The sequence below is a fragment of the Streptomyces sp. NPDC056373 genome (assembly GCF_042262425.1).
GTDB lineage: Bacteria > Actinomycetota > Actinomycetes > Streptomycetales > Streptomycetaceae > Streptomyces.
This window is the reverse complement of the sequence record NZ_JBHJPX010000009.1, coordinates 205,644-232,366: the sequence shown is the minus strand read 5'-3', so window position 1 is coordinate 232,366 and position 26,723 is coordinate 205,644. Positions and strand designations below refer to the sequence as shown.

Genomic DNA, 26,723 nt, shown 5'->3' with positions numbered 1-26,723 from the left:
CGTGAGGGTCAGGGCGGGGCCGTGCCGCTCTCCCGCGCGGGAGAGGACGGGGGCTGCGCGGCGGGCGTGTCGCGGGCCGCGCCGCCGCGCAGCCGGCGGCGGGCGGCGTATCCGGCCAGGCCCACGGCGATGAGCAGGGTGCCGCCGTTGAACAGCGGGACCGTCCAGAACTCGGCGCCCAGCTGCGCGATGCCGGTGAGGCCGACGGCGAGCACGGCGACGGCGACGACGGTGCCGAGGGCGTTGGGCCGGCCGGGTTTGATCGCCGTGGAGCCGAGGAGGGCGCCGACGAAGGCGGGCAGCAGGTAGTCGAGGCCGACGCTCGGGTTGCCGATCTGCTGCTGGGCGGCGAGCAGCACCCCGGCGAAGCCGACGATCAGGCCCGAGGCGGCGAACGCGTAGACGGTGTACCTGCGGGTCGGGATACCGACGAGGTCGGCGGCGCGCGGGTTCGACCCCACGACATACAGGTAACGGCCGAGCGGCAGGCGCTCCAGCACCAGCCAGAGGGCGGCCGCGAGGGCGAGCACGTAGAAGGCGGGAACGGGGAGGCCGAGGAACGAGGAGTCGTAGAGGTCGGTGAACCCGGGGGGCAGGCCCCGCGGGCCGGGGACGATCCGGCCGCCGTCGGTGATCCAGCCGGTCACGGCGTACATCATGCTGCCGGTGCCGAGGGTGGCGATGAAGGAGTCGATCCGGCCGAACTCGACGATGACACCGTTGAGGACGCCCACGACCAGCCCGCCGGCGAGCACGGTGAGGCAGGCGAGCGGCCAGGGCCAGCCCTCGCGGACGACGAGCTGCAGCACCATCACATGGGCCAGGCCCAGGCCGTAGCCGATGGAGAGGTCGAACGCGCCGGTGACGACGGGCACCGTGGCGGCGAGCGCGAGGACGGCCGGGATCGACTGGTTGGACAGGATCGAGTCGAGGGTGTCCAGCGTGGGGAAGGTGTCCGGCAGGGCGAGGGAGAAGGCCAGGTAGAGCAGGGCGGTGAGGGCGAGCAGGCCGTAGGCGCCGATGTGGTGGCCGCCGGGCCGGCGCCGCGGCCGGGGCGGGGGCGTCACCGGTGCCCGGCCGGGGACGGGGGCACGGCCGAGGCCGCCCGGGTGAGTCCGGCGACGGTGAGCGCGGGGCCGCTCAGTTCGGCCGTCACGGAACCGCGCACGAAGACCAGGGTGCGCCGGCACACGCTCGCCACCTCCTCGAAGTCGGTCGACAGCAGCAGCACCGCGAGGCCCGCCTCCAGCGCCTCGTGGAGCAGGCGGTGGATCGCGGCCTTGGCGCCGACGTCGACGCTCGCGGTCGGCTCCTCCAGGATCAGCAGCCGCAGGTCCGTCCGCAGCCAGCGGCCGAGCATGACCTTCTGCTGGTTGCCGCCGGACAGCGTGGCGATGGGCGTCTCGCTGTCGCGGGGGCGCACCGAGAAGCGGTCCATCAGGGCGGCGGCCCGGGCCCGTTCGCCGCGGGGGCCGATCCAGCGCGGTGCGGGCGGGCCTCCCGCCCGGGGATTGGCCAGCAGGTTCTCCCGTACGGTCAGCTCGGCGAGGCAGCCTTCCCGCAGCCGGTCGCCCGGCACCAGGCCGACCCCGCGGGCGACGGCCTCCGCGACCGTACGGGGGCGGTACGGCCGTCCGTCCAGCACGGCCCGCCCGCCCAGGAGGGGGCGGGCACCGGCGAGGGCGCGGCCCAGGTCCGTGTGCCCGGCGTCGGAGAGGCCGACCAGGCCGAGGACCTCCCCGGCGGCGACCTCGAGGGCCACGGGCCCGGTCCGGGCGGTGCGCACCCCGTCGAGGCTCAGCACGGGGGGTGCGCCGGCCGCTGTTCCGGCACGGCGGTGGGCGGCCGGTTCGTCCGCCTCGCCGACGATGTCGTGGACCAGACGCGCGGGGCTGCGCTCGGCGAGCCGGCCGTGGCTGACGACCCGGCCGTCACGCAGGACGGCGAAGGTGTCGGCGACCCGGTAGACCTCGTCCAGGCGGTGGCTGACGTAGAGGAGGGCGTGTCCGCGGTCGCGCAGGTCGTGCAGGACGCGGAAGAGCCGGTCGCAGTCCGCGGCGGGCAGGCGGGCGGTCGGCTCGTCGAGGACGATGAGCCGCGCGCGTGCGGCCAGGGCCCGGGCGATCGCCACCAGGGAGCGGTCGGCCGGCGCGAGGCCGGACACCGGCGTGTCGGGGTCGAGGTGCGCGGCGACGATCCGCAGGGCCTCGACGCAGCGAGCGCGGGTGCGGCGCCAGGAGATCAGCCCTGACCGGCGCCCGTACCCGGTGGTCAGGGCGATGTTCTCGGCCACCGTCATCCACTCCACGAGACCGAGGTCCTGGTGGATGAAGGACATGGCACGGGTGGCGGTGGGGCTGCCGAGGGGTTCCCCCGCGACGGTGACCTGACCGGTGTCGGCGTGGTGGACCCCGGCGAGGATCTTGATGAGGGTGGACTTACCCGCGCCGTTGGGGCCGAGGAGGGCCAGGACGCTGCCGGGGTGGACGTCGAGGTCGGCCCCGGCCAGCGCCACGGTGCCGCCGAACCGCTTGCTGAGTCCGCGGATCCGGACCAGGGGTTCCGGCCCGAAGGGCGAAGCCGTCTCCGGGGGCGTGTCGGGAGCGTCGCGCACTCGATCAAATTACAGCATTCCGGGCATTTTTCGGCTTGCTACGGGTCCGAAGGCCCGCGGCCTCCCCGGCCTCCGTCCGATGTTTTTTCGCGTCACACCGCACCGAGCTCGCACTCGGCCCAGATGACCTTGCCCTCGGGCAGGTAGCGCGTGCCCCAGCTCTGCGACAGCTGCGCGACGAGGAACAGGCCGCGTCCGCCCTCGTCCGTACTGGCCGCCCGGCGCAGGTGCGGAGCTGTGTTGCTGGCGTCGGAGACCTCGCAGATCAGGGCCCGGCCGTACAACAGCCGCACCCGGATGGGCGCGGCGCCGTGCCGGACGGCGTTGGTGATCAGCTCGCTGAGGATCAGCTCCGCGGCGAACGCGGTCTCCTCCAGCCCCCGGTCGGACAGCCACCGCACGGCGGCCGCCCTGACCTCGCCGACGAGCGCCGGGTCGGCGGACAGCTCCCAGGCGGCGATCCGGCCCGGGTCCAGGGCATGGACGCGGGCGACGAGCAGCGCGATGTCGTCGTGCGGGTGCGCGGGCGCCACGGTGTCCAGAACCGCCTGGCAGGTCTCCTCGGGGGCGCGCCCTGGATGGGCCAGGGCCTCACGCAGCTGCTCCAGGACCACGTCGACGTCACGGTGCCGGTCCTCGATGAGCCCGTCGGTGTACAGCACGACCTGGCTGCCCTCGGGCAGGTCGACCTCGACGGCGTCGAAGGGCAGACCCCCGAGACCCAGCGGAGGCCCGGCCGGCAGGTCGGGGTAGGTCACGGTGCCGTCGGGGTGGACGAGCGCGGGGGGCGGGTGGCCGGCGCGGGCCATCAGACAGGTCTGGGCCGCCGAGTCGTAGACGGCGTAGAGGCAGGTGGCGCCGATGACGCCGGCGCCCTTGCCGTCGGGGTCCTCCCGGTCGAGGCGGCCCACGAGGTTGTCCAGGTGGGTGAGGACCTCGTCCGGCGGGAAGTCGAGCTCGGCGAAGCTGCGGGCGGCGGTGCGCAGCCGGCCCATGGTGGCGGCGGAGAGCATGCCGTGGCCGACGACGTCGCCGACGAGGAGACCGACGCGGGCCCCGGGCAGGGGGATGACGTCGTACCAGTCGCCGCCCACGTCCGACTCGGCAGGCAGGTAGCGGTGGGCGACCTCGACGGCGTCCTGGTCGGGCAGGCCGTGCGGGAGGAGCCGGCGCTGGAGGGCCAGGACCATGGTGCGTTCATGGGTGTAGCGCCGGGCGTTGTCGATGGACAGGGCCGCGCGGGAGGCCAGTTCCTGGGCGAGGGAGCGGTCGTCGTCGCCGAAGGAGCCGCCCGCGCGGTAGAAGCAGGCGACACCCAGGACGACGCCGCGGGCGAGCAGGGGCACCGCGATGAGGGAGTGGACGTGGGCCAGCAGTCGTGCGGTGGGCTCGGGGTCCTGGGCGAGCCAGCCCGCGGCGGCCTTCAGGTCCGGTTCCAGCACGGCCTCGCCGCTGTCGAGGCAGCGCAGCTGGGGGGTGGCGGGCCCGAAGTCGATGCGCTTGCCGGCCGGTGTGAAGGGCAGGCCCTCGCGGATGCCGTGGACGACCGTGCGGCGCAGGTCGGCGAGGGGGTCGGCGGACTCCTCGCCGCGCAGCACGGCGTCGGGAAGGTCGATGGTGACGAAGTCGGCCAGTCCGGGGACCGCGGTCTCGGCCAGTTCCTCGGCGGTGCGGCGCACGTCCAGGGTGGTGCCGATGCGGGTGCTGGCCTCGGACAGCAGCTCCAGACGCCGCCTCGCCGCGAGGGCGTAGGCCCCGACCTGCGGCTCCCCCAGCATCACCAGACCCCGGGCCGGGAAGGCCTCCCCGGACTGCCGCGCGTCCCCGGTGCTCCTGCCACCACCATCGGCGGCGAGGGCCCCGTCGGGCTCGGCGACGCCCGGGGTCCCGCCGCTCGGGACGCCCGCCTCCGGCTCGACGCGACGCCGGCCGCCACCGGCCGTGGTGGGCGCGGCCGTGCTCGGCGGGTGGTCCGCCGCTGCGGGCACGGCGGGGGGCGGGTCGCCGTCCGCCGGGACGGCCCCGTCGTCGCCTGCGGCCACGCGGCGCCCGTGGGTGCCGTCGGGGCCTGCCGTCGCGCCGTCCCCGTCGGGCGTCACGCCCGGGCGCGGGGACGCGGCGACGTGCCCGGCCGGCAGGGTGAGCACCGGGCGGGCAAGGGAGAGCGTGACGGCGGGGGCGCCGAGGCCGGCCGGCTCGTCCGTCTGGTGCGGTATGACGAGCGGCTCCCCGGCCGGGAAGTCCGGCAGCAGCGCCTCGATGGCGAACCCCCGGACCCCGGAGCCGCTCGTCACCGGACGGCTCATCAGCGTCACCCGCCGGCCGTCGGGCAGGGTCACCTCGGAGGCGCCGCGCTGCGCACCGGAGATCAGCTCGGCGGCCTTCTCCCGGAGGATGGCCTGGTCACGGGGGTGGAAGTCGTTCGCCAGCGCGTCCAGCGCCAGGCCGTGGTGCGAACCGGCGGTCTCGGCTCCGGTGGCCAGGTACGTCCGCAGCAGGGCCTGCTCGCGCGCGGAACTCTGTCCCAGCAGCCGCCGCTCGATGCCCTCGGCAGCCCGGCGGATGGCGACACCCAGCGCGGGCCGCTCGAAGGCGCGCGGGTAGCCGAGGCACAGGACGCCCTCGATGCGCCCGCTGAGGGGGTCCCGGACGGGCATCGCCACACAGGCGTTCTGCTGGGAGCGCTGCGCGAAGTGCTCGGCGCCGTAGACGCGGATGAGCTGCCGTTCCGCGAGGGCCAGTCCGATGCCGTTGGTACCGGCGACCTGCTCCGCGAACACGAACCCCGGGACGACCTGGATGGCCGGGAGGCTCCGGGCCATCGACGCGTCCCCGAAGCGGCGCAGCAGGACCGTCCCGTTCGCGTCGGCGACCGAGATGTTGACCTGGCTGCCGGCGAACGCGGACTGCAGCCGGTCGAGCACCGGCACGGCCGCCCGGACGATACGGCCGCCCGCGTCGAAGTCCTCCCGGTACGGCAGGTCGAAGGTCTCCGGCGACAGCCCCAGGGACCGGCAGCGCTGCCACGAGTTCAGGATGGACGCCCGCACACCCGTCTCGACGGGCTCGCCCTGGAGGAACAGCTCGCGCAGACTGGCGGGCCCCGTGCCGTCCGTCGCACGCCCCGCCGGCCTGGGTTCCTCGCCGGACCGAACCACGCTTCGCCTCACTTGCGCCCGCGGTAATCCGCTGCTCGGAAGAGAATCTGGCATTGATGAGGATACGGGCATTACGGGCGGGCGTCACGGCGCGCCGGGGTCACGGCGGGACCGGCGGCCGGGAACCGGGGCGGCGGACCGCCCTCACCCCAGGAAACTCAGGCGCACCTTCCGTTCCGGGTTGTCCTTGTTGGTGTCCACCAGGCAGACCGACTGCCAGGTGCCGAGTTCCAGCCGGCCGCCCAGCACGGGAAGGGTCGCGTGGGGCGGGACGAGGGCGGGCAGGACGTGGTCGCGGCCGTGGCCGGGGCTGCCGTGCCGGTGCTGCCAGCGGTCGTCGGCGGGCAGCAGGCTGTGCAGCGCGGCCAGGAGGTCGTCGTCGCTGCCGGCGCCGGTCTCCAGGACGGCGATGCCGGCCGTCGCGTGCGGGACGAAGACGTTGAGGAGGCCGTCGCGACCGGCCGCCGCCTCTCGCAGGAAGGACTCGCAGTCGCCGGTGATGTCGAGGACCCGCTCGGCGGCACCGGTGCTGACGTTCAGAACTCGGGTGGTGAAGACATCTGACATGCCCTCCATCCTGACGCACGCGCCGGATGTTCCGCTGACCCGGCCGGGCCGGGTGGCGATACGGGCGTCCCACTGATCGAGACGTCGTTGACCGTGCGCATGCCAGCTCGCTAGGTTCGGCCGCATGTTGCGTTCAGCCCTGCTCACCACGCGCGGTCACATCGACCTGCTGCGGGTGGCCTCCGCCGCGTGTCGCCGCGGTCGCTGACGCCCTTCTCCTCCTCGATTCCCGCTTCCTCGCCTTCGTTCCGCCTGTCCGCCGGTCGCTCCTGATCGCAGGGCACGGCGGCGGCGAGGCGAGCTTCCCCCGGCCCGCGCTCTCCCCCGTGGATCACTCATGAGCATCAGCCATGCCCCGCCCGTGTCCGAAGAAACCGATATTTCGCCTGTATCGGTTTCCGATCTCGACCTCCAGCCCCTCGTCCCCTCGTCTTCCCGCCGCGCCCGCGTCCCGCGCTGGCTGCGCCGCACCACCGGCCCGGTACTGCTGCTGCTGTTGTGGCAACTCCTCAGCATCACCGGCGCGTTGCCCCCCGAAGTGCTCGCCTCACCCACCCGGATCGCCCGGGTCGCCGCAGACATGCTGGCCGACGGTTCACTGCCCACGGCCATGGGCACCTCCCTCCAGCGGGTCGCCGGAGGGCTGCTGCTCGGCCTGGTCGTCGGCACCGGACTCGCCCTGCTCTCAGGCCTGTTCCGGATCGGTGAGGACCTCGTGGACGCACCCGTGCAGATGCTGCGGACCGTGCCGTTCGTGGGGCTCATCCCGCTGTTCATCATCTGGTTCGGCATCGGCGAGGCCCCCAAGATCGCCATCATCACGCTCGGCGTGACCTTCCCGCTCTACCTCAACGTCTACGCCGGGATCCGGGGCGTGGACGCCCAGTTGATCGAGGCCGGCGAGTCCCTCGGACTGTCGCGATGGGGCCTGGTGCGGCACGTCGTCCTGCCCGGTGCCCTGCCGAGCGCCATGACGGGCCTGCGCTACTCGCTCGGCATCGCCTGGCTGGCGCTGGTCTTCGCGGAGCAGGTCAACGCCGACTCCGGCATCGGGTTCCTGATGGTGCAGGCGCGGGACTTCCTGCGGACCGACGTCATCGTGGTCTGCCTCGTCGTCTACGCCTTCCTCGGCCTGCTCGCCGACTTCATCGTCCGCTCTCTCGAAAAGGTGCTGCTGCAATGGCGACCGACGTTCACCGGCCGGTGACCCCCCAGGCGGTCCACGTCGAGGGCCTCACCCGTTCGTTCGACGGCCGGGCCGTCATCGACGACCTGCGGCTGGACGTCCGGCCGGGCGAGTTCGTGGCCCTGCTCGGCCGCAGCGGCTGCGGAAAGTCGACGCTGCTGCGCATCCTCGCCGGGCTCGACCGTGACATCGAGGGCACCGTGCTGGTGCCCCGCCGCAAGGCCGTCGCCTTCCAGGCACCGCGGCTGATGCCGTGGAAGAAGGTGTGGCGCAACGTGCTGCTCGGCCTGCCGGGCAAGCCCGAACGCGCCGTCGCCGAGCACGCCCTGGACGAGGTCGGCCTCGGCCACCGCACGGACGCCTGGCCCAAGACCCTCTCCGGTGGCGAGGCACAACGCGCCTCCCTGGCCCGGGCGTTGGTGCGCGAACCCGATCTGCTGCTGCTCGACGAGCCGTTCGGCGCGCTCGACGCCCTCACCAGGATCAAGGCCCAGCGGCTCGTGGGCGAGTTGTGGCAGCGCCGCGGCTGTGCGGTGCTCCTCGTCACCCATGACGTCGAGGAGGCCGTACTGCTCGCCGACCGCGTCCTGGTGATGGACCGCGGGGTCATCGCCCACGAACAGCGCATCGACCTGGACCGCCCCCGCGACATCGCCGACCCCCGCTTCGCCGCCCTGCGCGCCGGTCTCCTCGAACGCCTCGGCGTCGAGGCGACGGCCGCCGAAGCCGCCTGACCCTCCCCGCGTACCACCCGTACGCCCCGTACCACCCACACGAACGGAACCACCATGCGACGACGACGCCTCTCCCCCGCCGCCCTGCTCCTCCCCCTCGCCCTGCTGCTCACGGCCTGCGGCGGCACGTCGGCAGCCGGCACGTCGGACGGCCGCGTCGACGGCAAGGGCTCCGTGACGCTGAACGTCGGTGACCAGAAGGGTGGTTCGGAGGCCATCCTGCGGGCCGCCGGGGAACTGAAGAACCTGGACTACAAGATCAAGTGGTCGACGTTCACCTCCGGCCCGCCGCTGCTGGAGGCCATCAACGCCGGGGCCGTGGACACCGGAGGCGTGGGCAACACCCCGCCGGTCTTCGCGGCCGGTGCCGGTTCGAAGATCAAGGTGGTGGCGGCCTGGCACGGCACGTCCAAGGGCGACACGATCCTCGTCCCGAACGACTCCCCCCTCAAGAGCCCCGAGCAGCTCAAGGGCAGGTCCGTGGCCGTCGCGCAGGGTTCCTCCGCGCACTTCCAGCTGGTCGCCTCCCTGAAGAGGGCCGGACTGAAGCTGAGCGACGTCAAGGTCAAGTACCTCCAGCCGGCCGACGCCCTGGCGGCGTTCACGTCCGGCAAGGTCGACGCGTGGGCGGTGTGGGACCCGTACACCTCACAGATCCTCCAGGGCAAGCAGGGGCGGGTGCTGACCGACGGCGACGGTGTGACGAACGGGCACACCTTCCAGGTGGCGGCCCCGTCAGCGCTGAAGGACAAGAAGAAGGCAGCCGCCCTCAAGGACTACCTGGAGCGGCTGCGGCGCGCCTACACCTGGGTGTACGACCACGAGGAGGAGTGGGCGAAGGTCTGGGCCGAGGACACCGGGCTCCCGAAGGACGTGGCGCTGGCCGCTGTGAAGCGCACCTACACGACCCGGATCGCGGTCGCCGTCGACAAGCCGCTGATCGCCTCCGAGCAGGAGATCGCCGACACCTTCACGGCGTTGAAGCTCATCCCGCGCAAGGTCGACTTCGCCGAGTTCACGGACACGCGCTTCAACGACGGCCTGCCGCCGTCGACGACACAGGCACGCCCTTCCACCGGTTCGTGAGGCAGCCGGGGCCGGCCCCCCACCGCCGGCCCCGGGGGACCACGCGGGGTCGCCCGGCAGGAAGAGTCACTGCGAGAAGATCCGTGGCGGCATGATCCTAGGTGGGAAGATCCTCGGCGGGAAGATCCCTCACCCCGCCACGGTTAGTAGAAATGTGAACAACACACGCGAGGTCGAGGTAGTCGTCATAGGCGCAGGTCAGGCCGGTCTGGCCGGCGCCTATTACCTGCGGCGCTCCGGTTTCGAGCCGGACCGCGACTTCGTCGTGCTGGACCACTCCCCCGGTCCCGGCGGCGCCTGGCAGTTCCGCTGGCCGTCGCTGACGTACGGCAAGGTGCACGGTATGCACGCGCTGCCGGGCATGGACCTCACGGACGCGGACCCGTCACGGCCGTCGGCCGAGGTGATCAGCGCGTACTTCGACCGCTACGAACAGACCTTCGACCTGCGGGTCAGGCGCCCGGTGGACGTACGGGCCGTGCGGGAAGGGCCGGGCGGACGGTTGCTCGTGGAGACCTCGGACGGCGTGTGGTCGGCCCGGGCGCTGATCAACGCGACCGGCACCTGGGACCGGCCGTTCTGGCCGCGTTATCCGGGCCAGGAGACCTTCCGGGGACGGCAGTTGCACACCGCGCAGTACCCCGGGCCCGAGGAGTTCGCCGGGCAGCGTGTCGTGGTGGTCGGCGGCGGCGCCTCCGGCACCCAGCACCTGCTGGAGATCGCCTCGTACGCGTCGGCCACCACCTGGGTCACACGGCGCCCGCCCGTCTTCCGGGAGGGGCCCTTCGACGAGGACGCGGGCCGCGCGGCGGTGGCGCTCGTCGAGGAGCGGGTACGGCAGGGACTGCCGCCCCGCAGTGTCGTCTCGGTCACCGGCCTGCCGCTCAACGCCGTGATCCGGCAGGGCATCGAGGACGGGGTGCTCGACCGGCAGCCGATGTTCGACCGGATCACTCCCACCGGTGCCGAGTGGACCGACGGTCGCCGCCTCGACGCCGACGTCATCCTCTGGGCCACCGGCTTCCGCGCCGCGATCGACCACCTCGCCCCGCTCCGGCTGCGCGCCCCCGGCGGCGGCATCCGTATGGAAGGCACGCACGCGGCCTCCGATCCCCGCATCCACCTCGTCGGCTACGGTCCTTCGGCCAGCACCATCGGGGCCAACCGGGCCGGACGCGCGGCCGTGCGGGACATCAGGCGACTGCTTTTCCGCGAGCCGGCCGCGGCATGACCGGGCGGGGCCACGGGGTGGTCACCCGGCCGCCGGGGACTTGCTCTTCCTGCTCTGCGCGTTGAACTCCGCGACGTCGCGCTGGTGTTGCTGGTAGTCCGCCGTGAACCGGGTGTCGCCCGGGCGGACGGTGACGAAGTACAGCCAGTTGCCCGCGGTCGGGTTGACGGCCGCGCGCATCGCCTCCTCGCCCGGGCTGCCGATCGGCGTGGGAGGCAGGCCCATGCGCTGGTACGAGTTGTAGGGGCTCTCGATCCGGGTGTCGCTCTCCGTCGTGCGGAGGGAGGAGCGATTGAGGGCGTAGTTGATGGTGGAGTCCATCTGCAGGGGCATACCGCGTTCGAGGCGGTTGAAGATGACCCGGGCCACCTTCCCCATGTCGGCCCTGGTGGCGGCCTCGGCCTGGACGATGCTCGCGATGGTGACGGCCTGGTACACGTTCATGGCATTGCGCTGCGCCCCGGCGGCGATGGGCGCACCGTTGAACTTCTCGTTCGCGGTGTCGACCATGAGCGCGAGGAGCTTGTCCGGAGTGGTCGTCTCCCGGATCTGGTAAGTCGCCGGGAAGAGGTAGCCCTCCGGATTGCCCTCGGCGTCGTTGGGCAGTTTCAGCGCGGCCTTGTCCAGGGACTTCTTCGTGCTGCCGGCCGGCAGGGCGAGGGCCTTGTCGACGGCCGCGTATACCTGGCTCGCGCGCCGGCCCTCCGGGATGACCAGGGTCGTGGGCCGGCTCTCCTTCGCGGTCCGGGCCCCCAGGGTCAGCAGCGGCACCGCCACGGCGGTACCGACCACGACGGCTCCGGTCGCGACGAGGGCGATGCGGCCCCTGCGCGTCAGTCGAATCGTGCTCCGTGGCGGAGTGTTCTTCTCCATGCGGGCACGGTAACCCCCACATCGCCATAAACCCGGCATATTTTCATCTTGTCGGCTCCAGTTGGGCGTCCCGGCGTACGAGTGCCGCGTACCGGCCGCCCTCCTCCATGAGGTCCTCGTGCGTACCGCGTTCGACCGCGCGGCCCGCGTCGAGGACCAGGATCTGGTCGGCCCCGCGCACGGTCGAGAGCCGGTGGGCGATGGTGAGGGTGGTGCGGTCGGCCGACAGGGCGTCGATGGCGCCCTGGACGGCCGCCTCGGTCCGGGTGTCCAGCGCGCTGGTGGCTTCGTCGAGGATGAGGACCGGCGGGTCGCGCAGGATGGTGCGGGCGATGGCCAGCCGCTGCTTCTCACCTCCGGAGAAGCGGTGGCCGCGCTCGCCGACGACGGTGTCGTAGCCGTCGGGCAGGGCCGCGATGTGGTCGTGGATCTGCGCCGCCTTCGCCGCCTGGTGAAGCTCCTCGTCGGTGGCGTCGGGCTTGGCGAAGCGCAGGTTCTCGGCGACCGAGGCGTGGAAGAGGTACGTCTCCTGCGAGACGACGCCGACCGCGCGTGCCAGGGTGTCGAAGTCGAGGTCGCGGACGTCGGTCCCGTCCAGGGTGACGCGGCCGCCGGTGACGTCGTAGAGCCGGGGCACGAGGTAGCCGAGGGTGGACTTGCCGGCGCCCGTGGGGCCGACGACGGCGAGGCTGCCGCCGGCCGGGACGGTGAGGTCGATGCCGTCGAGAACCGGGCCGCCCTTGTCGTCGTAGCCGAAGGACACGTTCTCGAAGCGGACCTCGCCCTTGACGCGGTCGAGGCGGACCGGGTCGGGGCGCTCGGTGATGTCGATCGGAAGGTCGAGGTACTCGAAGATGCGCTGGAACAGGGCGAGCGAGGTCTGGATCTGCACCCCGGTCGACAGCAGGCTCACGGCCGGGCGGAACAGGCCCTGCTGGAGCGAGACGAACGCGACGATCGTGCCGATGGAGACCGCGGGGCCGCCCAGCTGGAGGGCCATGCCCGCGGTCCAGTAGATGACGGCGGGCAGGGCGGCCATGACGATCGTGATGACGGCCATGCGCCACCGGCCGGCCATGTTCGACCGCACCTCCAGGTCGACGAGCTCCTCGGACTCGTCGGCGAAGGACTTCGTCAGCGAGTCGGAGCGGCCCATCGTGCGGCCGAGCAGGATGCCGCTGACGGAGAGCGACTCGGTGACGGTGGCGGCCATGGCGGCCATCTGCTTCTGGCGCTGGGTGGTGATCTTCCGGCGTTCGTTGCCGACCCGGCGGCTGATCCACACGAACACCGGCAGCAACAGCAGGGAGACGACCGTCAGGCGCCAGTCGAGGGCGATCATCGCGACAACGGTGGCGACCACGCTGGTGACGTTGGAGACCAGGGAGGTCGCGGTGGAGGTGACGGTGGCCTGCATACCGCCGATGTCGTTGGCGATGCGGGACTGCACCTCGCCCGTGCGGGTGCGGGTGAAGAAGGCCAGGGACATGCGCTGGAGCCGGCCGTAGACGGCGGTGCGCAGGTCGTGCATGACGCGCTGTCCGACGGTCGTGGAGATCAGGGTCTGCAGGACCCCGAAGACGCTGGTGAGGACGGCGCTGAGGATCATGCCGAGGGCGAGCAGGCTGAGCAGGCCCGTGCGCCCTTCGGGGATCGCGACGTCCAGGATCTCCTTCAGCAGGAAGGGCGTGGCGACCGAGACCAGGGACGCGGCGCCGACCAGCAGGCCGACGATCGCGAGGCGGCCCCGGTAGGGACGGAAGAGGCCGAGGATGCGGCGGACCTGCCGGGGCTGCTCCTTGGAGTCGGCCGGCGGGGTCCAGGAGGCTTCACGGTCGGGATGCATGGGCTCCTACGAGGGATGCGGCGGATCGGATCACAGCTCATTGTCACCTATGCTCACAATGAACTGCATCCTGATATTGTTCCCGCATGACCACGCCCGATCCCGACAGTCTGCTCGCCGAGCAGTTGCTGCGGCTCACCCGCCGGGTGCACCGCATCCAGAAGCGCCATCTGGAGCATCGGGAGCTCGGTATCACCCCGGCCCAGTCCCGGCTGCTGCGCACGCTCGCGCACTGGGGCTCGCCGCCGCGTATGGCCGATCTGGCCGAGCGCCTGGAGGTGGTGCCGCGGGCGGTGACGACGCTGGTCGACGGCCTGGAGGCGAGCGGCAAGGTGCGGCGGGTCCCGGACCCGGCGAACCGGCGGGTGATCCGCATCGAGCTGACGGACGAAGGCAGGAGCGCGCTGCGCGAGCTGCGCGCGGCGCGGAGGTCGGCCGCGGAGGAGATCCTCGCGCCACTGACGGAGGATCAGCGGGAGGCGCTCGGTGATCTGCTGGACACGCTGATCGACGGGACGCCCGTGCAGTCCTGCTGACGGTCGGCAAACACGACAACGCGCCCGGCGCGACCCGGACGGGCGGCGGGAGCAGCGCAGCGGGCACCGGCACAGCCCAGACGGCCGGCGGGAACAAGGCAGCGGGCACGGACACCACCCAGACGGCCGACGGGAACACGCCAGCGGCCACCGACACCACCCAGACGGCCGACGGGAACACGCCAGCGGCCACCGACACCACCCAGACGGCCGACGGGAACACGACAGCGGGCCGCGGGCACCACCCAGACGGCCGACGGGAACACGACAGCGGGCCGCGGGCACCACCCAGACGGCCGGCGGGAACACGACAGCGGGCCGCGGGCACCGCTCGTCCTGCCTGTGCGGTACCGCGGCCCGTTGCCGTTCGGGTCAACCGGCCTCGGGAGCGGGCTCCTTGAGTTCCTCGGTCTTCTGGGCCGGAATGTCCGGCACCGGCGTCCCGGCGTCGGCGCCCTTCGGGGTGTGGACCGGCTCGGAGGCGTCTTCCGCACCAGGGGCGACACCCTTCCCGGCGTCATCCGGTGCCGGGGTGTCCTCCCCGTCAAGCGTCTTCTTCGCCCGGTCGATGTCCAGGGCACCCTCCCAGCGGGACACCGCGAAGACGGCGACGCAGTTGCCGAGCAGGTTCGTGACGACGCGCATCGAGTCCATGATGCGGTCCACGCCGAGCAGCAACGCGACGGCTCCGGCGGGGATCGCCCCGAGGGACGAGGCGGTCGCGGACAGCGCGAGGAACGCCGACCCCGGAATGCCGGCCATGCCCTTGCTGGTCAGCATCAGCACCAGCACGACCGTGATCTGCTGGCCGATACTGAGGTCCACGCCCACCGCCTGGGCGATGAACAGCGTGCCGATGGACAGGTACAGCGAGGCGCCGTCGAGGTTGAAGGAGTAGCCGGTGGGGAGCACCAGCCCCACGGCGTCGTCGCGGGCGCCGGCCCGGCGCAGCTTCTGCATGACGCGGGGCATCACCGACTCGGTGGACGCGGTGCCGAGCGCGAGCAGCATCTCCTCGCGGATGTAGCGCAGGAACTTCCAGAGGCTGAGCCCGGTGACGGCCTTCAGGGCGACGGCGAGCAGCGCGACGAACAGCGCCGCGGCCACGTAGCAGAGCACGATGAGCTTGGCGTACGTCCTCATCACGCCCAGGCCGTAGTTGCCGACCAGGTGGGCCATCGCACCGAAGACGGCGAGCGGGGCCAGCCGCATGATGAAGCCGACGACCGCGAAGATGATCTCCTGGGCCTGCTCGATCGCGGGCAGGATCTTCGGCACCTTCGTGTGCCCGAGGTGCAGCAGCGCGGCGCCCACCAGGCAGGCCAGGATGAGGACTTGGAGCAGTTCGTTCTCCGCGAAGGCGCCGACGAAACTCTGGGGCAGCGCGTTCAGGACGAACTCGGTCGTGGTGGGCAGATGACCACCGCCCGTCGTCTGGTCGACCGCCGCGGCGTCCAGCGAGGAGGGGTCGACGTTCATGCCCTTGCCCGGGCCGACGACGTTGGCGGTGACGAGACCGATGACCAGGGCGGCCGTGGAGGCGATCTCGAACCAGATGAGGGCCTTCACCCCGATCCGGCCGAAGGCCTTCAGGTCACCGGCCTTGGCGATGCCGACGACGACCACGCAGAACACCAGCGGCGAGATCACTGTCTTGATGAGCCGGGTGAAACCGTCGCCGAGCGGCTGGAGAGCCGTGGCCGTGTCCGGCCACAGCTTTCCGACGACGATTCCGAGGACGAGCGCGCAGGAAACCTGCGCGAAAAGCGAGGTACGTAGGGTGCGTGCGACGCGTCGCGAGAGGGACGGTACAGACGGCGGCACGAAGCCTCCTAGAGGACGGGGCGCACAGAAGCCGGAGGGGACTTCTGTGATACGGAAAGCGGCTTCCGTTTCCGAACACTCTGGAGGCTGTCTTGATCGCGCACAAGACCGCAACGTTTCGGCCAAGTAAAAGTGCCTTAAGTGACACAGATCACACGCGCCCCATCGTTCACCTCAGCATCGGCCGCGGTCCTCCGTGAGCACCCCCTGCACCGCGGTCAGAGTGCGGTCGTAGCAGCCGCGCGAGCCGTACAGCCGGTAGCGCTCGCTCGTGGTGCCGACCGCGTGGCGCTGGTCGCGCGGCACGTTCGCCGTGTAGGTCGCGTCGCCCGTGTAGCCGTTGTCGAGCCGTGACCATGCGGTGCGCCGCCCGCCGTTCGTCGCGACGACGGTGGCGCGGTCGCCGAGCTTCAGCACCGTGCGCAGCCGGTCGCCCGCGCCGAGGGTGGTCGTACCGTCCATCGTGTAGCTGCGGTGGGTGCGTGTGGTGCGTGCGCCGACGGTCACCGACTCGTCGTCGGTCCAGACGGCTTCGAGCGCGTCACGCGTCTCGCCGTCGGTCCAGCGGTGCGTGGAGGTGCCGGTCAGCGAGCGGCTGACGGTGGTCCTGACGCGGCCGTGCGAGGTGTCGACATAGCCGCCGACGGTCAGCCGGTGGGCGCCCTCGGTGTCCACGCGGTGCTCCGAACCCGGCGTGTACACAGATGAGTCGGTGAGGTCTTCCGCCGTGTGCGCGGTGAGCTTCCCGGTGACCCGCTCGCGCTGCTCGTCCTGCCACACGAGGACGTTCACAGGCGTGCTCCAGCCGCTCTGCCCCTCGGGCACGCCGATCACCGAGACCTCGATGCGGTGCGGCCGGCCGTCGTTGAGGATCCCGGCGAAGGGGGTGAGGTCGTAGGTGATCGGTGTGATGTCGAAGGCGCGTGGGCCGGGGATCACGTACCAGAGGAACGGGTTGGACCAGCCGCCGGTCCACACCGTCGGGAACGGTGTGGCGATGCCGGCGAGCCTGCCGTCCACGCTGATCCGGACCTCCCGGTAAGGACCTTGGCCGGCCTTGCAGGAGTAGGGCGCCGGTTCGGGCACCGTCAGATACCAGTACTCCTCGCAGCCGCCACCGGATCCGGTCGCGTACACCTCGGCGAGGATGCGCTCGCTGTTGCGCGGGGTGGTGAGGGCCGAGCCGCTGTCGAGGGTGAGGACCCGGTCGGGGCTCTCCGGGTCGGGGCGGCCCTGGTAGAACGTCAGCGTGACCTTGACGTCCAGGACGCCCGTGTAGGTGTCGTCGACGACGTTCCCGATGAGCATCTCGACGTCCCGGCTCCCGTGGAAGGTGTCGCTGTAACGCGTGACGTCCTTCTCCACGGACCACTCGATGCCCTCGGGCGAGGGCTGCGGCGTCGACGTCCGGAAGATCTCGACGCCGCCGACGTGGAGGTAGCCGAGCCGGTCGTACTGGCGGCCCTTGACCTTGCCGTCGAGCCGCAGCACCACCTTGCTCCAGCGGTCGCCGCAGCCGACGGGCGGGACGTAGGTGCCGCGATACGGGGTGAAGTCCCGGAACTGTGCCCGGGCGAGGGTGACTTCGCAGGACTTACCGGCGGGTTTCGCGACGGGCGGCGCGGCCGTGACCGGGTCGTGCCAGTCGGTGCCGAACTCGGCGGGGACGTCGGCCGCCCGGGCCGGGACGTCCGCCGCCCCGGCGGGAGTGGTGCCGAGCAGGGTGCCCGCCAGAAGCGTCGCTCCGGCAAGCATGGACATGACGATCCGTCTCTTCATGAGCGGTGTTCTACGGGGAGCCGGCCACCCGCGCAATGAGGCCTGGGGTCTGTTGCGAGGTGGCGCCGTCGCCCGGGCGCCGCTTCGCAGCAGACCCTAGGCCGCCAGGTCCGCCCCGTCCCCCATCACCACCACGGGACGCTGTCCCGGGTCGAGCGTGCGCAGCAGGTACCTCATGGCCGACTCGGGCACGCTGACGCAGGCCGACGTGCCGCTGCCGTGGTCCATGTGCAGCCAGATCCCGCCCCCCTTCTTCTCGCCCTCGGGGCGGGTCTGGTCGTTCGGCGGGGTGCCCTTGACGCGGTTGTAGTCGATGGCGATGACGTAGTCGAAGTCGTGCCAGTGCGACTTGGCCCACCAGCGCGGGGCGGCGAAGGCGGCGGAGCGGGTGTACGGGAGCCCGGAGCCCGGGTCCGGCAGCACGCCGCCCGCGTCGCTGAGGGTGAACACGCCCACGGGGCTGCGGTCGTCGTCCTCGTGGTGGTCGGTGGTCCAGCCCTTCTTGCCGTTGTGCCCGGCCCAGTCGCGCTGCCGCTGCCAGGTGGAGCCGTGCTTCGTGTACAGGACGACCGTGGAGTCGGCGGAGTCCTTCCCGTTTCCGTAGACCGCGACGACCTGGCGGGAGCCGGACGGGATCCGCTGCTGGAGCCGGTCGCCGACGCCGGGGATGCGGGTCGGATCTGCCGTGGCCGCGTGCGGGCGGGTGGCCGGGCGCGCGGCGTCCGTCCCGCCGCCGTCCTTCGCGCCGCCGCAGGCGGACAGAGCCGTCAGGAAAGAGGCCAGGACCGCGGTCGCGGCCACCGCTCGTCGTACGCCACCACTGTGCATCGCTCCATGGTCGCACCGCGCTGCGGGCACGGCGGGCCTGAGGTCGCGTGCAGGGCAGTCGTGTTGCATCCGGCTGTCGGCCGGTTGCGCTTGCCGGAGGGGCGCATCCGCCCGGTAGTCGCCCGGTTGTGCACGCAGGACAGCCAGTTGTTGCCCGGCTTGGCCCGGTTGCGCAGGCGGACGGCCGCTTCCGCACGGTGGACGGCCGGCTCCGCACCTCGGACGGCCGGCTCCGCACCTCGGACGGCCGGTTCCGCACGGTGGAGGGAAAACCGTTTGCCTCCGGCCGCGCCGCAACGCGAACCTGTCACGGTTTGCTGCCCTCGTCGGACGGCCGCCCTCACTCCCCTGCCTCCCCTCTCCCGACCCCTTCGCCCCCTGACACGAGCCACTGGGACGTCATGCAGATTCAAGACCTTCCGTACCCCGACCCGGGCGTCCCGGACGCGCGTTCGGGCCCCCGATTCCTGTGGTGGCTCTTCCGGAAGCAGCTGGGCGGTCAGCTCAAGTCGCTGAGCTGGGGGCTGCTGCACTTCGCCTCCGTCGCCGCCCTGCCGTTCTGTGTCGGGGTCGCCGTGCAGGCCGTCGTCGACCGCTCCGGTACCCGGCTCGCCCTGGCGGGCGGCCTGCTGGCCCTGGCCTGCGTCGGCAACGCGGTCGGGGACACCTTCCTGCACCGCACCGCGATCACCAACTGGATCACCGCTGCCGCGCGCGTCCAGCAACTGCTCGCCCGCAAGACCGCCCATCTGGGTTCGGCCCTGACCCGGCGGGTGGCTGCCGGGGAAGTGGTGGCGGTGTCGACGGGTGACGTCGAGAAGATCGGCTGGTTCGTCGAGGCACTGTCCCGGTTCACCGCGGCCGTGGTCACCGTCGTCCTGGTCTGCATCGGCCTGCTCGTCTACCAGCCCGCGCTCGGCGTGGTCGTCGCCGTGGGACTGCCCGCGCTGGCCCTCGCCGTGCTGCCGCTGCTGCCCCGCGCCACCCGGCGTGCCGACACCCAGCGCGAGAAGGCCGGACGGGCCACCGAACTGGCCTCGGACACCGTCGCCGGTCTGCGTGTGCTGCGGGGCATCGGCGGCGAGGAGCTGTTCCTCGACCGCTACCGCAGTGCCTCCCAGGAGGTCCGCCACGCCGCCGTGCGCAGCGCCCGGATGTGGTCCCTGATCTCCGCGATCCAGGTCCTGCTGCCCGGGCTGCTGCTCATCGCCGTCGTCTGGTATGGCGTGGGGCTCGCCCGCGAGGGCCGGATCACCGTCGGTGAACTGGTCACCGTCTACAGCTCGGTCATGGTCCTGACCTATCCGCTGCGGCACTTCGAGGAGATCGCCATGGCGTACTCCTTCTCCCGGCCGTCCGCCAAACGGGCCGCGGGAGTGCTGTCGCTCCAGCGGCCCACGGACACCGCCGGATCACGCGCGGCCGAGGTCCCCTCGGGAGACCTGTACGACCCGGAGACCGGACTGCTCGTGCCCGCCGGCCTGCTCACGGCCGTGGTGTGCGGCGACCCGGACGCCGCGGGCCTGCTGGCGGAGCGGCTGGGCGGACACCCGTCCCACGAGGGCACCTCGGTGCTGCTGGGCGGGGTGCCGCTCGACGAACTCCCGCTGGACAGCGCCCGTACGGCCGTCCTCGTCCAGGACAAGGACCCGGTGCTGCTGTCCGGCACGCTGCGCGAGCTGCTCGACGTACCCGCGTCGGGTGCGGTGGCGCCGCGGGAGGCGCTGGCCGCCGCACAGTGCGACGACGTGCTGGCGGCCCTCGTGCAGGGCTCACTGGACGCGGCCGACCCGATGGACGCCCGCATCACCGAACGCGGCCGGTCCCTGTCCGGTGGCCAGCGCCAGCGGCTCGCGCTCGCCCGGTCGCTGGTAACGGACCCGGAGGCGCTCGTTCTCGACGAGCCGACCTCGGCCGTCGACTCGCACACCGAGGCCCGGATCGCGCAGGGCGTGCGGGAGTTGCGCGAGGGGCGCACGACCGTGGTGTTCACCTCCTCCCCGCTGCTGCTGGACCGAGCCGACCGGGTGGTGTTCCTCCACGACGGCGAGGCCCTGGCGGTCGGCGCCCACCGTGAACTCGTACGGACCGAGCCCCGCTACCGGGCCGTGGTCACCCGCGAGACGGACGACGAGGCCGCGCTCAACAGCTCCGTCGCCCTGAAGGACGTCCTGCAGGAACTGGAAGAGATCGAGGAGAAGGCATGATCGGCGTCGCGCCACCGGCGTACGACCCGGCGGCCCCGACAACGGCGAACACCCTGCCCGTCGGCGCCCCCGAGACCGTCCGCGCCTACGTGGCCGAACTGCTGCGCCGGCACCGGCGGGCGTTCCTGCTGCTGGTCGCCGTCAACACCGCCGCAGTGATCGCCTCGATGGCCGGTCCCTGGCTGCTGGGCGGACTGGTGGAGCGGGTGTCCGACGGCGTCGGGAACCTGCGGCTGGAGCTCACGGCCGGGCTCTTCGTGGCCGCACTGGCCGTCCAGGCCGTGTTCGTCCGTCAGGTGCGCCTGCGCGGCGCGATGCTGGGCGAGCGGATGCTGGCCGACCTGCGCGAGGACTTCCTCGTCCGGTCGGTCGGGCTGCCGCCCGGGGTGCTGGAGCGGGCCGGGACCGGTGACCTGCTGTCGCGCATCACGACGGACATCGACCGCCTCGGCAACGCCATGCGCGAGGCCGTGCCGCAGCTGTCGATCGGCGTGGTGTGGGTGTTCCTGCTGATGGGCGGGCTGGTGATCACGGCGCCGCCGCTGGCGCTCGCCGTGCTGCTCGCCCTGCCGCTGCTGATCGTCGGCTGCCGCTGGTACTTCCGGCGGGCGCCCTCGGCCTACCGTTCCGAGGCCGCCGGGTACGCCGCCGTGGCCGCCGCGCTCGCCGAGACCGTGGACGCCGGGCGCACCGTCGAGGCCCATCGCCTCGGCGAGCGCCGCATCGCGCTGTCCGAGCGGCGGATCCGCGAGTGGACGGCCTGGGAGCGCTACACGCTGTGGCTGCGGTCGGTGCTCTTCCCGGTCATCAACGTCACCCACGTGACCGTGCTCGCGTCGGTCCTGATGATCGGCGGTGTGTTCGCCCTGCACGGGTGGATCGACGTCGGCCAGCTGACGACCGGCGCGCTGATCGCCCAGATGCTGGTCGACCCGGTGGGCATGATCCTGCGCTGGTACGACGAGCTGCAGGTGGCCCAGGTGTCGCTGGCCCGGCTCGTCGGGGTCCGGGACATCGAGCCGGACGCCGGGGATCCGTCGGTGGCCCCCGAGGGACGACACGTGCACGCCGACCGGGTTCACTTCGGCTACCTCGAGGGCGTCGACGTCCTGCGCAAGGTGTCCCTGGAGGTCGCTCCCGGCACCCGGCTGGCCCTGGTCGGCCCGTCGGGCGCGGGCAAGTCCACGCTGGGCCGGCTGCTCGCCGGGATCTACGCGCCCCGGGACGGCCGGATCACCCTGGGCAGCGCCGAACTGTCCCGGATGCCCGCCGAGCACGTCCGCTCCCACGTGGCCCTGGTCAACCAGGAACACCACGTCTTCGTGGGCTCCCTGCGCGACAACCTCCGGCTCGCGCGGACCGGCGCGGTCGACGCCGAACTGTGGGCGGCGCTGGGAGCGGTCGACGCCGACGGCTGGGCCCGGGCGCTGGAGGACGGCCTGGACACCGAGGTCGGCTCGGGCGGCCTGGCGCTCACCCCGGCCCAGGCCCAGCAGATCGCGCTGGCCCGCCTGGTGCTGGCCGACCCGCACACGCTGGTCCTGGACGAGGCGACGTCCCTGCTCGATCCGCGCGCCGCCCGCAACCTGGAACGGTCCCTGGCCCGGGTCCTCGACGGCCGCACCGTCGTCGCCATCGCCCACCGGCTGCACACGGCCCACGACGCCGACGTCATCGCCGTCGTCGAGAGCGGCCGGATCAGCGAGCTGGGCAGCCACGAGGAGCTGGTCGCGGCGGACGGGGCGTATGCGGCGCTGTGGCGGTCCTGGCACGGGTGAGCACCTCGTCGTACCAGGCGGCGCGCCCCTCGGGGGCGGTGTGGCCGTGTCCTTGGCGTTGCGCAGTCCCGAACCGGGGTGGAAGGCTGGAATCAGGCACCGGCTCGGGGAACGCCCGGGAACCAGTGGTCCGGGTGGCGTCAGTGCTCCGTGGCGGCAGCCCGGCACGGGCCCCGTGAGAACGGGCCCGTCCCACCCCCTGGGAGGTACCCGTGAACAGCTCCGACGGCTGGGGAGACGACGTCTACCAGCCGGACCAGGACGAGCAGAGGGAGGACACGGGGCTGCTCGACGCCGAGGACACCCTGGAGAACGACGGCGTCGAAGATCCCCTCGACCGGGGATGGTCTCCTCCCGAGCGGCCCTGGGCCGTCGAGCACCTCGGGGTGACGGCGGCCGAGCGGCAGCAGGGCGAGACACTGGACCAGCGGCTCTCCGAGGAGCTTCCGGACGCCGCCGCCCCGGACGGTGACGGCCTCGGGGACTGTGCGGGCACCGACGGGGAACTCCTGGACAACGAGGTCGGCGCCGAGCGCTCCGGCCGGCTCGTGGCACCCGACGAGGGCGCCCACGAGGACGAGGAGGAGGCGCTGGTCGCCATGGACGTGGGCATCGACGGCGCCGCCGCGTCGGCCGAGGAGGCCGCGGTGCACATCGTCGACGAGGACACCCTGTCCGGCTGATCGCAGAACCGGCCCGAGCCGCCCGAGGAGCATCCATGCAGCAGGACGAGCACCCCGACTACCACCCCGTCGTCTTCCGCGACCGCGCCGCCGGGTACGCGTTCCTCACCCGGTCCACCGCGACCAGTGACCTGACCATCGAGTGGGACGACGGCGAGACCTACCCGGTCGTGGACGTGGAGATCTCCTCGGAGAGCCACCCCTTCTACACGGGCAAGGCCCGCACGGTGGACACGGAGGGCCGGGTCGCCGCGTTCGAGCGGCGCTACGGCGGCGGCTGAGACACGTCTCGGGGCTGCACCCTGAGACGTGTCTCGGAGCTGCGCTCAGATGAAGTTGAGCGCAGCCGCGCAGCCCACCCCGCCGAGCAGCATGAACACCGGCATCAGCACCTTCAGCTCGACCCAGCTGCCCGCCCGGAACCGCATGACCTTCGGCGGCCCGACCGGGTACCAGCGCTTGCGCCCCACCGGGATGGGCCACAGGATCGGGCAGCCGGACACGGTGAGCGCGTCCCCGATGTCGTGCACGATCGCGCCCAGCACCACCGGCAGTCCCAGCCACAGGTACTCCTGGCCCGGTGCCGTGAACAGCCAGTCCGCACCGTTGCCCGGTTTGTCCAGTATGCCCGCGAGGATCCACGCGGTGGTCGCGGCCAGCAGCCACACCAGGACCTCACTGCTGGAGCCGCGCGTCGCCCGCCACAGCAGGCCCTCGATGGCCAGGACCATGTGCACGAAGAGGACCGCGAGCACGCCCCAGCGGTCGCTGGTGATCGCCACGACCGAGGTGCCCGCACCGATCAGGACCGCCCACAGCCAGGTGTGCGTCAGCGTGCGGTGCCCGCCGGAGCGGCGCGGGTCGCCCTGCTTCTTGGTGGCCTTGTAGACGGCGTACGACAGCTTGTCCACGATCTCGCACAGCCAGCGCGACACCGGCCCGAAGGACCGGGAGATGGTGGCCGCCTTGTGGTCGAGGTCCGGGGCGAGGGCTGCTCCGGCGCAGATCAGAGCGCCGACGAGAAGGACCGGCCAGGGCATCGGGTGGCCGGCTGCCGCAGCGGCCGCACCGACGCCGAGCCAGGCGGCGGCTCCCGACAGAGAGTGTGCTGGTCCCATCATGGCCGTGGCCCGCCTCATTCCTCATGTGCCGCTGTCCAGTTGACCGGGCGCGCTGACGTCCCGTCGGCGGCCCAGCGTAGCGTTCGTGATCTTCGGGCCCACAGCCGATTCCCGCATCGGGCACCGGGCCGGGCAAGATGGGGGCGTGACCCTCATCGATCAGCTGCCGCGGACCCCCGACCCCGACGCCCTGTACGAAGCCTTCGAGTCGTGGGCCGGCGAGCGGGGTCTGACGCTCTACCCCCACCAGGAGGAGGCGCTGATCGAGGTGGTCTCCGGTGCGAACGTGATCGTGTCGACGCCCACCGGCTCCGGCAAGAGCATGATCGCGGCGGGTGCGCACTTCGCTGCCCTCGCCCGTGACGAGGTCACCTTCTACACCGCCCCGATCAAGGCCCTGGTGTCGGAGAAGTTCTTCGAGCTGTGCAAGATCTTCGGCACCGAGAACGTCGGCATGCTGACCGGCGACGCGTCGGTCAACGCCGACGCCCCAGTCATCTGCTGCACCGCCGAGGTACTGGCGTCGATCGCGCTGCGCGACGGCAAGGACGCCGACGTCGGTCAGGTCGTGATGGACGAGTTCCACTTCTACGCCGAGGGCGACCGCGGCTGGGCCTGGCAGATCCCGATCCTGGAGCTGCCGCAGGCGCAGTTCGTACTGATGTCGGCCACGCTCGGCGACGTCGCCTTCTTCGAGAAGGACCTCGCCCGCCGCACCGGTCGCCCCACCGCGGTGGTCCGCTCGGCGACCCGCCCGGTGCCGCTGTCCTACGAGTACCGCTACACCCCGCTCACCGAGACCCTCACCGATCTGCTGTCCGCCCGGCAGGCGCCCGTCTACATCGTGCACTTCACGCAGGCCCAGGCCGTGGAGCGGGCACAGGCGCTGATGAGCATCAACATGTGCTCGAAGGAGGAGAAGGAGAAGATCGCCGAGCTGATCGGCAACTTCCGCTTCACCACCAAGTTCGGCCGCAATCTCTCCCGCTACGTCCGGCACGGCATCGGCGTGCACCACGCCGGCATGCTGCCCAAATACCGCCGCCTGGTGGAGAAGCTCGCCCAGGCCGGTCTGCTGAAGGTCATCTGCGGCACCGACACGCTCGGCGTGGGCGTCAACGTCCCCATCCGCACCGTGCTGTTCACGGCCCTCACCAAGTACGACGGCACCCGCGTACGCACCCTGCGGGCCCGCGAGTTCCACCAGATCGCGGGCCGCGCCGGGCGGGCCGGGTACGACACGGAGGGCTTCGTCGTCGCGCAGGCGCCCGAGCACGTCGTCGAGAACGAGAAGGCCCTCGCCAAGGCGGGCGACGACCCCAAGAAGCGCCGCAAGGTCGTCCGCAAGAAGGCCCCCGAGGGCTTCGTCGCCTGGTCGGAGCAGACGTTCGAGAAGCTCATCGGCTCCGAGCCGGAGCCGCTGACGTCCCGCTTCCGCGTGACGCACACAATGCTGCTGTCCGTGATCGCCCGTCCCGGCAACGCCTTCGAGGCGATGCGACGGCTGCTGGAGGACAACCACGAGCCGCGCAAGCAGCAGCTGCGGCACATCCGCCGGGCCATCGCGATCTACCGCTCGCTGCTGGACGGCGGCATCGTCGAGAAGCTCGACCGGCCGGACGCCGAGGGCCGTATCGTCCGGCTCACGGTCGACCTCCAGCAGGACTTCGCGCTCAACCAGCCGCTGTCCACCTTCGCCCTCGCCGCCTTCGAACTGCTCGACCCCGAGTCGCCCTCGTACGCGCTCGACATGGTGTCGGTCGTGGAGTCCACGCTCGACGACCCGCGGCAGATCCTCGCCGCCCAGCAGAACAAGGCGCGCGGCGAGGCCGTGGCCCAGATGAAGGCGGACGGCGTCGAGTACGAGGAGCGCATGGAGCGCCTCCAGGACATCACGTACCCGAAGCCCCTGGAGGAGCTGCTCTTCCACGCGTACGACACGTACCGCAAGAGCCACCCCTGGGTCGGTGACCATCCGCTGTCGCCGAAGTCCGTGATCCGCGACATGTACGAACGCGCGTTGTCCTTCACCGAGTTGGTGTCCCACTACGAGCTGGCCCGCACCGAGGGCATCGTGCTGCGCTATCTCGCCGGCGCCTTCAAGGCCCTCGACCACACCGTCCCGGACGACCTCAAGTCCGAGGACCTCCAGGACCTGATCGCCTGGCTGGGCGAGATGGTGCGCCAGGTCGACTCCAGCCTGCTGGACGAGTGGGAGCAGCTGGCCAACCCGGCGGAGATGACCGCCGAGGAGGCCCAGGAGAAGGCCGACGAGGTCAAGCCGGTCACCGCCAACGCGCGCGCCTTCCGTGTCCTGGTCCGCAACGCCATGTTCCGCCGTGTGGAGCTGGCCGCCCTCGACCAGGTCGGGGAGCTGGGCGAGATGGACGGCGAGTCCGGCTGGGACGCTGACGCGTGGGGCGAGGCGATGGACAAGTACTGGGACGAGTACGAGGATCTCGGCACCGGCCCCGACGCCCGCGGCCCCAAGCTGCTGCTGATCGAGGAGGAGCCGGACAACGCCCTGTGGCGGGTCCGGCAGATCTTCCACGACCCGAACGGCGACCACGACTGGGGCATCAGCGCGGAGGTCGATCTCACGGCCTCGGACGCGGAGGGCCGCGCGGTGGTCCGTGTGACCGACGTCGGCCAGCTGTGACGGGCCGGGCAGC

21 protein-coding genes are annotated in these 26,723 nt (G+C 72.1%); 11 read left to right on the top strand and 10 right to left on the bottom strand.

The features are described from left to right. Nucleotides 1-8: 8 nt before the first annotated feature. The 4 genes from ACFCXS_RS20850 to ACFCXS_RS20835 form a co-directional block, all read right to left on the bottom strand. Nucleotides 9-1,067 (bottom strand): ABC transporter permease, encoded by a 1,059-nt coding sequence (locus ACFCXS_RS20850; protein WP_376644831.1) that lies wholly within the window; start codon nt 1,065-1,067, stop codon nt 9-11. Next, a complete protein-coding gene (locus tag ACFCXS_RS20845) occupies nt 1,064-2,614 on the bottom strand; it encodes a sugar ABC transporter ATP-binding protein (RefSeq protein ID WP_376644830.1) in 1,551 nt (516 codons plus the stop codon). The genes ACFCXS_RS20850 and ACFCXS_RS20845 overlap by 4 nt, the downstream gene beginning before the upstream one ends. 92 nt (nt 2,615-2,706) lie before the next feature. Further along, nucleotides 2,707-5,772: a SpoIIE family protein phosphatase gene (locus ACFCXS_RS20840; RefSeq protein WP_376644829.1), complete on the bottom strand. Its 3,066-nt coding sequence runs from the start codon at nt 5,770-5,772 to the stop codon at nt 2,707-2,709. A 144-nt stretch (nt 5,773-5,916) separates the two neighbouring features. Beyond that, nucleotides 5,917-6,339 carry a YjbQ family protein gene (locus ACFCXS_RS20835; protein WP_344464665.1) on the bottom strand — a complete coding sequence of 141 codons (423 nt, stop codon included), beginning with the start codon at nt 6,337-6,339 and terminating at the stop codon, nt 5,917-5,919. A gap of 124 nt (nt 6,340-6,463) precedes the next feature. On the opposite strand from ACFCXS_RS20835, the gene ACFCXS_RS20830 reads away from it, so the two are divergent. The 5 genes from ACFCXS_RS20830 (at nt 6,464) to ACFCXS_RS20810 (ending at nt 10,576) form a co-directional block, all read left to right on the top strand. Then, complete coding sequence (locus tag ACFCXS_RS20830; RefSeq protein ID WP_313884353.1) at nt 6,464-6,547, top strand: putative leader peptide; 84 nt, start codon at nt 6,464-6,466, stop codon at nt 6,545-6,547. A 129-nt stretch (nt 6,548-6,676) separates the two neighbouring features. Then, nucleotides 6,677-7,546, top strand: a complete 870-nt coding sequence (locus tag ACFCXS_RS20825) for an ABC transporter permease (RefSeq protein WP_376644828.1) — start codon at nt 6,677-6,679, stop codon at nt 7,544-7,546. Further along, nucleotides 7,519-8,259 (top strand): ABC transporter ATP-binding protein, encoded by a 741-nt coding sequence (locus ACFCXS_RS20820; RefSeq protein WP_376644827.1) that lies wholly within the window; start codon nt 7,519-7,521, stop codon nt 8,257-8,259. The genes ACFCXS_RS20825 and ACFCXS_RS20820 overlap by 28 nt, the downstream gene beginning before the upstream one ends. 54 nt (nt 8,260-8,313) lie before the next feature. After that, nucleotides 8,314-9,345, top strand: coding sequence for an ABC transporter substrate-binding protein (locus ACFCXS_RS20815; protein ID WP_376644826.1), 1,032 nt, complete (start codon nt 8,314-8,316; stop codon nt 9,343-9,345). 154 nt (nt 9,346-9,499) lie between these two features. Continuing rightward, nucleotides 9,500-10,576, top strand: coding sequence for an NAD(P)-binding domain-containing protein (locus ACFCXS_RS20810; RefSeq protein ID WP_376644995.1), 1,077 nt, complete (start codon nt 9,500-9,502; stop codon nt 10,574-10,576). Nucleotides 10,577-10,597: 21 nt separating this feature from the next. Here the strand turns inward: ACFCXS_RS20810 and mltG are convergent, their stop codons facing one another. Next, nucleotides 10,598-11,449 (bottom strand): endolytic transglycosylase MltG, encoded by an 852-nt coding sequence (gene mltG / locus ACFCXS_RS20805; RefSeq protein WP_376644825.1) that lies wholly within the window; start codon nt 11,447-11,449, stop codon nt 10,598-10,600. A 43-nt stretch (nt 11,450-11,492) separates the two neighbouring features. Further along, nucleotides 11,493-13,295 (bottom strand): ABC transporter ATP-binding protein, encoded by a 1,803-nt coding sequence (locus tag ACFCXS_RS20800; protein ID WP_376644824.1) that lies wholly within the window; start codon nt 13,293-13,295, stop codon nt 11,493-11,495. An 86-nt stretch (nt 13,296-13,381) separates the two neighbouring features. Here ACFCXS_RS20800 and ACFCXS_RS20795 point away from each other — a divergent pair, with 86 nt between their 5' ends. Further along, a complete protein-coding gene (locus ACFCXS_RS20795; RefSeq protein ID WP_376644823.1) occupies nt 13,382-13,831 on the top strand; it encodes a MarR family winged helix-turn-helix transcriptional regulator in 450 nt (149 codons plus the stop codon). Nucleotides 13,832-14,203: 372 nt separating this feature from the next. Here ACFCXS_RS20795 and ACFCXS_RS20790 read toward each other — a convergent pair whose 3' ends face one another. The 3 genes from ACFCXS_RS20790 to ACFCXS_RS20780 all read right to left on the bottom strand — a co-directional run bounded on the left by ACFCXS_RS20790 (nt 14,204) and on the right by ACFCXS_RS20780 (nt 18,262). Further along, nucleotides 14,204-15,655 (bottom strand): cation:dicarboxylate symporter family transporter, encoded by a 1,452-nt coding sequence (locus ACFCXS_RS20790; RefSeq protein ID WP_376644822.1) that lies wholly within the window; start codon nt 15,653-15,655, stop codon nt 14,204-14,206. A 174-nt stretch (nt 15,656-15,829) separates the two neighbouring features. Continuing rightward, nucleotides 15,830-17,434 (bottom strand): peptide-N4-asparagine amidase, encoded by a 1,605-nt coding sequence (locus tag ACFCXS_RS20785; RefSeq protein WP_376644821.1) that lies wholly within the window; start codon nt 17,432-17,434, stop codon nt 15,830-15,832. A gap of 96 nt (nt 17,435-17,530) precedes the next feature. After that, a complete protein-coding gene (locus tag ACFCXS_RS20780) occupies nt 17,531-18,262 on the bottom strand; it encodes a L,D-transpeptidase family protein (RefSeq protein ID WP_376644820.1) in 732 nt (243 codons plus the stop codon). A gap of 401 nt (nt 18,263-18,663) precedes the next feature. On the opposite strand from ACFCXS_RS20780, the gene ACFCXS_RS20775 reads away from it, so the two are divergent. From ACFCXS_RS20775 to ACFCXS_RS20760, 4 genes are all read left to right on the top strand, one after another. Further along, a complete protein-coding gene (locus ACFCXS_RS20775) occupies nt 18,664-20,469 on the top strand; it encodes an ABC transporter transmembrane domain-containing protein (protein WP_376644819.1) in 1,806 nt (601 codons plus the stop codon). Further along, complete coding sequence (locus tag ACFCXS_RS20770) at nt 20,466-22,247, top strand: ABC transporter ATP-binding protein (RefSeq protein WP_376644818.1); 1,782 nt, start codon at nt 20,466-20,468, stop codon at nt 22,245-22,247. Before ACFCXS_RS20775 ends, ACFCXS_RS20770 begins: the two co-directional genes overlap by 4 nt. 212 nt (nt 22,248-22,459) lie before the next feature. Further along, nucleotides 22,460-22,930: a DUF5709 domain-containing protein gene (locus ACFCXS_RS20765; protein ID WP_376644817.1), complete on the top strand. Its 471-nt coding sequence runs from the start codon at nt 22,460-22,462 to the stop codon at nt 22,928-22,930. Nucleotides 22,931-22,965: 35 nt separating this feature from the next. Further along, complete coding sequence (locus ACFCXS_RS20760; RefSeq protein WP_376644816.1) at nt 22,966-23,211, top strand: type B 50S ribosomal protein L31; 246 nt, start codon at nt 22,966-22,968, stop codon at nt 23,209-23,211. 45 nt (nt 23,212-23,256) lie between these two features. Here ACFCXS_RS20760 and ACFCXS_RS20755 read toward each other — a convergent pair whose 3' ends face one another. Then, nucleotides 23,257-24,051 carry a metal-dependent hydrolase gene (locus tag ACFCXS_RS20755; RefSeq protein ID WP_376644815.1) on the bottom strand — a complete coding sequence of 265 codons (795 nt, stop codon included), beginning with the start codon at nt 24,049-24,051 and terminating at the stop codon, nt 23,257-23,259. A 145-nt stretch (nt 24,052-24,196) separates the two neighbouring features. On the opposite strand from ACFCXS_RS20755, the gene ACFCXS_RS20750 reads away from it, so the two are divergent. Further along, nucleotides 24,197-26,710, top strand: coding sequence for a DEAD/DEAH box helicase (locus ACFCXS_RS20750; protein WP_376644814.1), 2,514 nt, complete (start codon nt 24,197-24,199; stop codon nt 26,708-26,710). Nucleotides 26,711-26,723: the final 13 nt, after the last annotated feature.

Bases quoted from the DNA above. Each gene is read 5' to 3' on its own strand.
- ACFCXS_RS20830 (WP_313884353.1), top strand. From the start codon at position 6,464: ATGTTGCGTTCAGCCCTGCTCACCACGCGCGGTCACATCGACCTGCTG.
- ACFCXS_RS20815 (WP_376644826.1), top strand. From the start codon at position 8,314: ATGCGACGACGACGCCTCTCCCCCGCCGCCCTGCTCCTCCCCCTCGCC.
- ACFCXS_RS20775 (WP_376644819.1), top strand. From the start codon at position 18,664: ATGCAGATTCAAGACCTTCCGTACCCCGACCCGGGCGTCCCGGACGCG.
- ACFCXS_RS20780 (WP_376644820.1), bottom strand. From the start codon at position 18,262: ATGCACAGTGGTGGCGTACGACGAGCGGTGGCCGCGACCGCGGTCCTG.
- ACFCXS_RS20820 (WP_376644827.1), top strand. From the start codon at position 7,519: ATGGCGACCGACGTTCACCGGCCGGTGACCCCCCAGGCGGTCCACGTC.
- mltG (WP_376644825.1), bottom strand. From the start codon at position 11,449: ATGGAGAAGAACACTCCGCCACGGAGCACGATTCGACTGACGCGCAGG.
- ACFCXS_RS20755 (WP_376644815.1), bottom strand. From the start codon at position 24,051: ATGATGGGACCAGCACACTCTCTGTCGGGAGCCGCCGCCTGGCTCGGC.
- ACFCXS_RS20800 (WP_376644824.1), bottom strand. From the start codon at position 13,295: ATGCATCCCGACCGTGAAGCCTCCTGGACCCCGCCGGCCGACTCCAAG.
- ACFCXS_RS20825 (WP_376644828.1), top strand. From the start codon at position 6,677: ATGAGCATCAGCCATGCCCCGCCCGTGTCCGAAGAAACCGATATTTCG.
- ACFCXS_RS20785 (WP_376644821.1), bottom strand. From the start codon at position 17,434: ATGAAGAGACGGATCGTCATGTCCATGCTTGCCGGAGCGACGCTTCTG.
- ACFCXS_RS20770 (WP_376644818.1), top strand. From the start codon at position 20,466: ATGATCGGCGTCGCGCCACCGGCGTACGACCCGGCGGCCCCGACAACG.
- ACFCXS_RS20835 (WP_344464665.1), bottom strand. From the start codon at position 6,339: ATGTCAGATGTCTTCACCACCCGAGTTCTGAACGTCAGCACCGGTGCC.
- ACFCXS_RS20760 (WP_376644816.1), top strand. From the start codon at position 22,966: ATGCAGCAGGACGAGCACCCCGACTACCACCCCGTCGTCTTCCGCGAC.
- ACFCXS_RS20795 (WP_376644823.1), top strand. From the start codon at position 13,382: ATGACCACGCCCGATCCCGACAGTCTGCTCGCCGAGCAGTTGCTGCGG.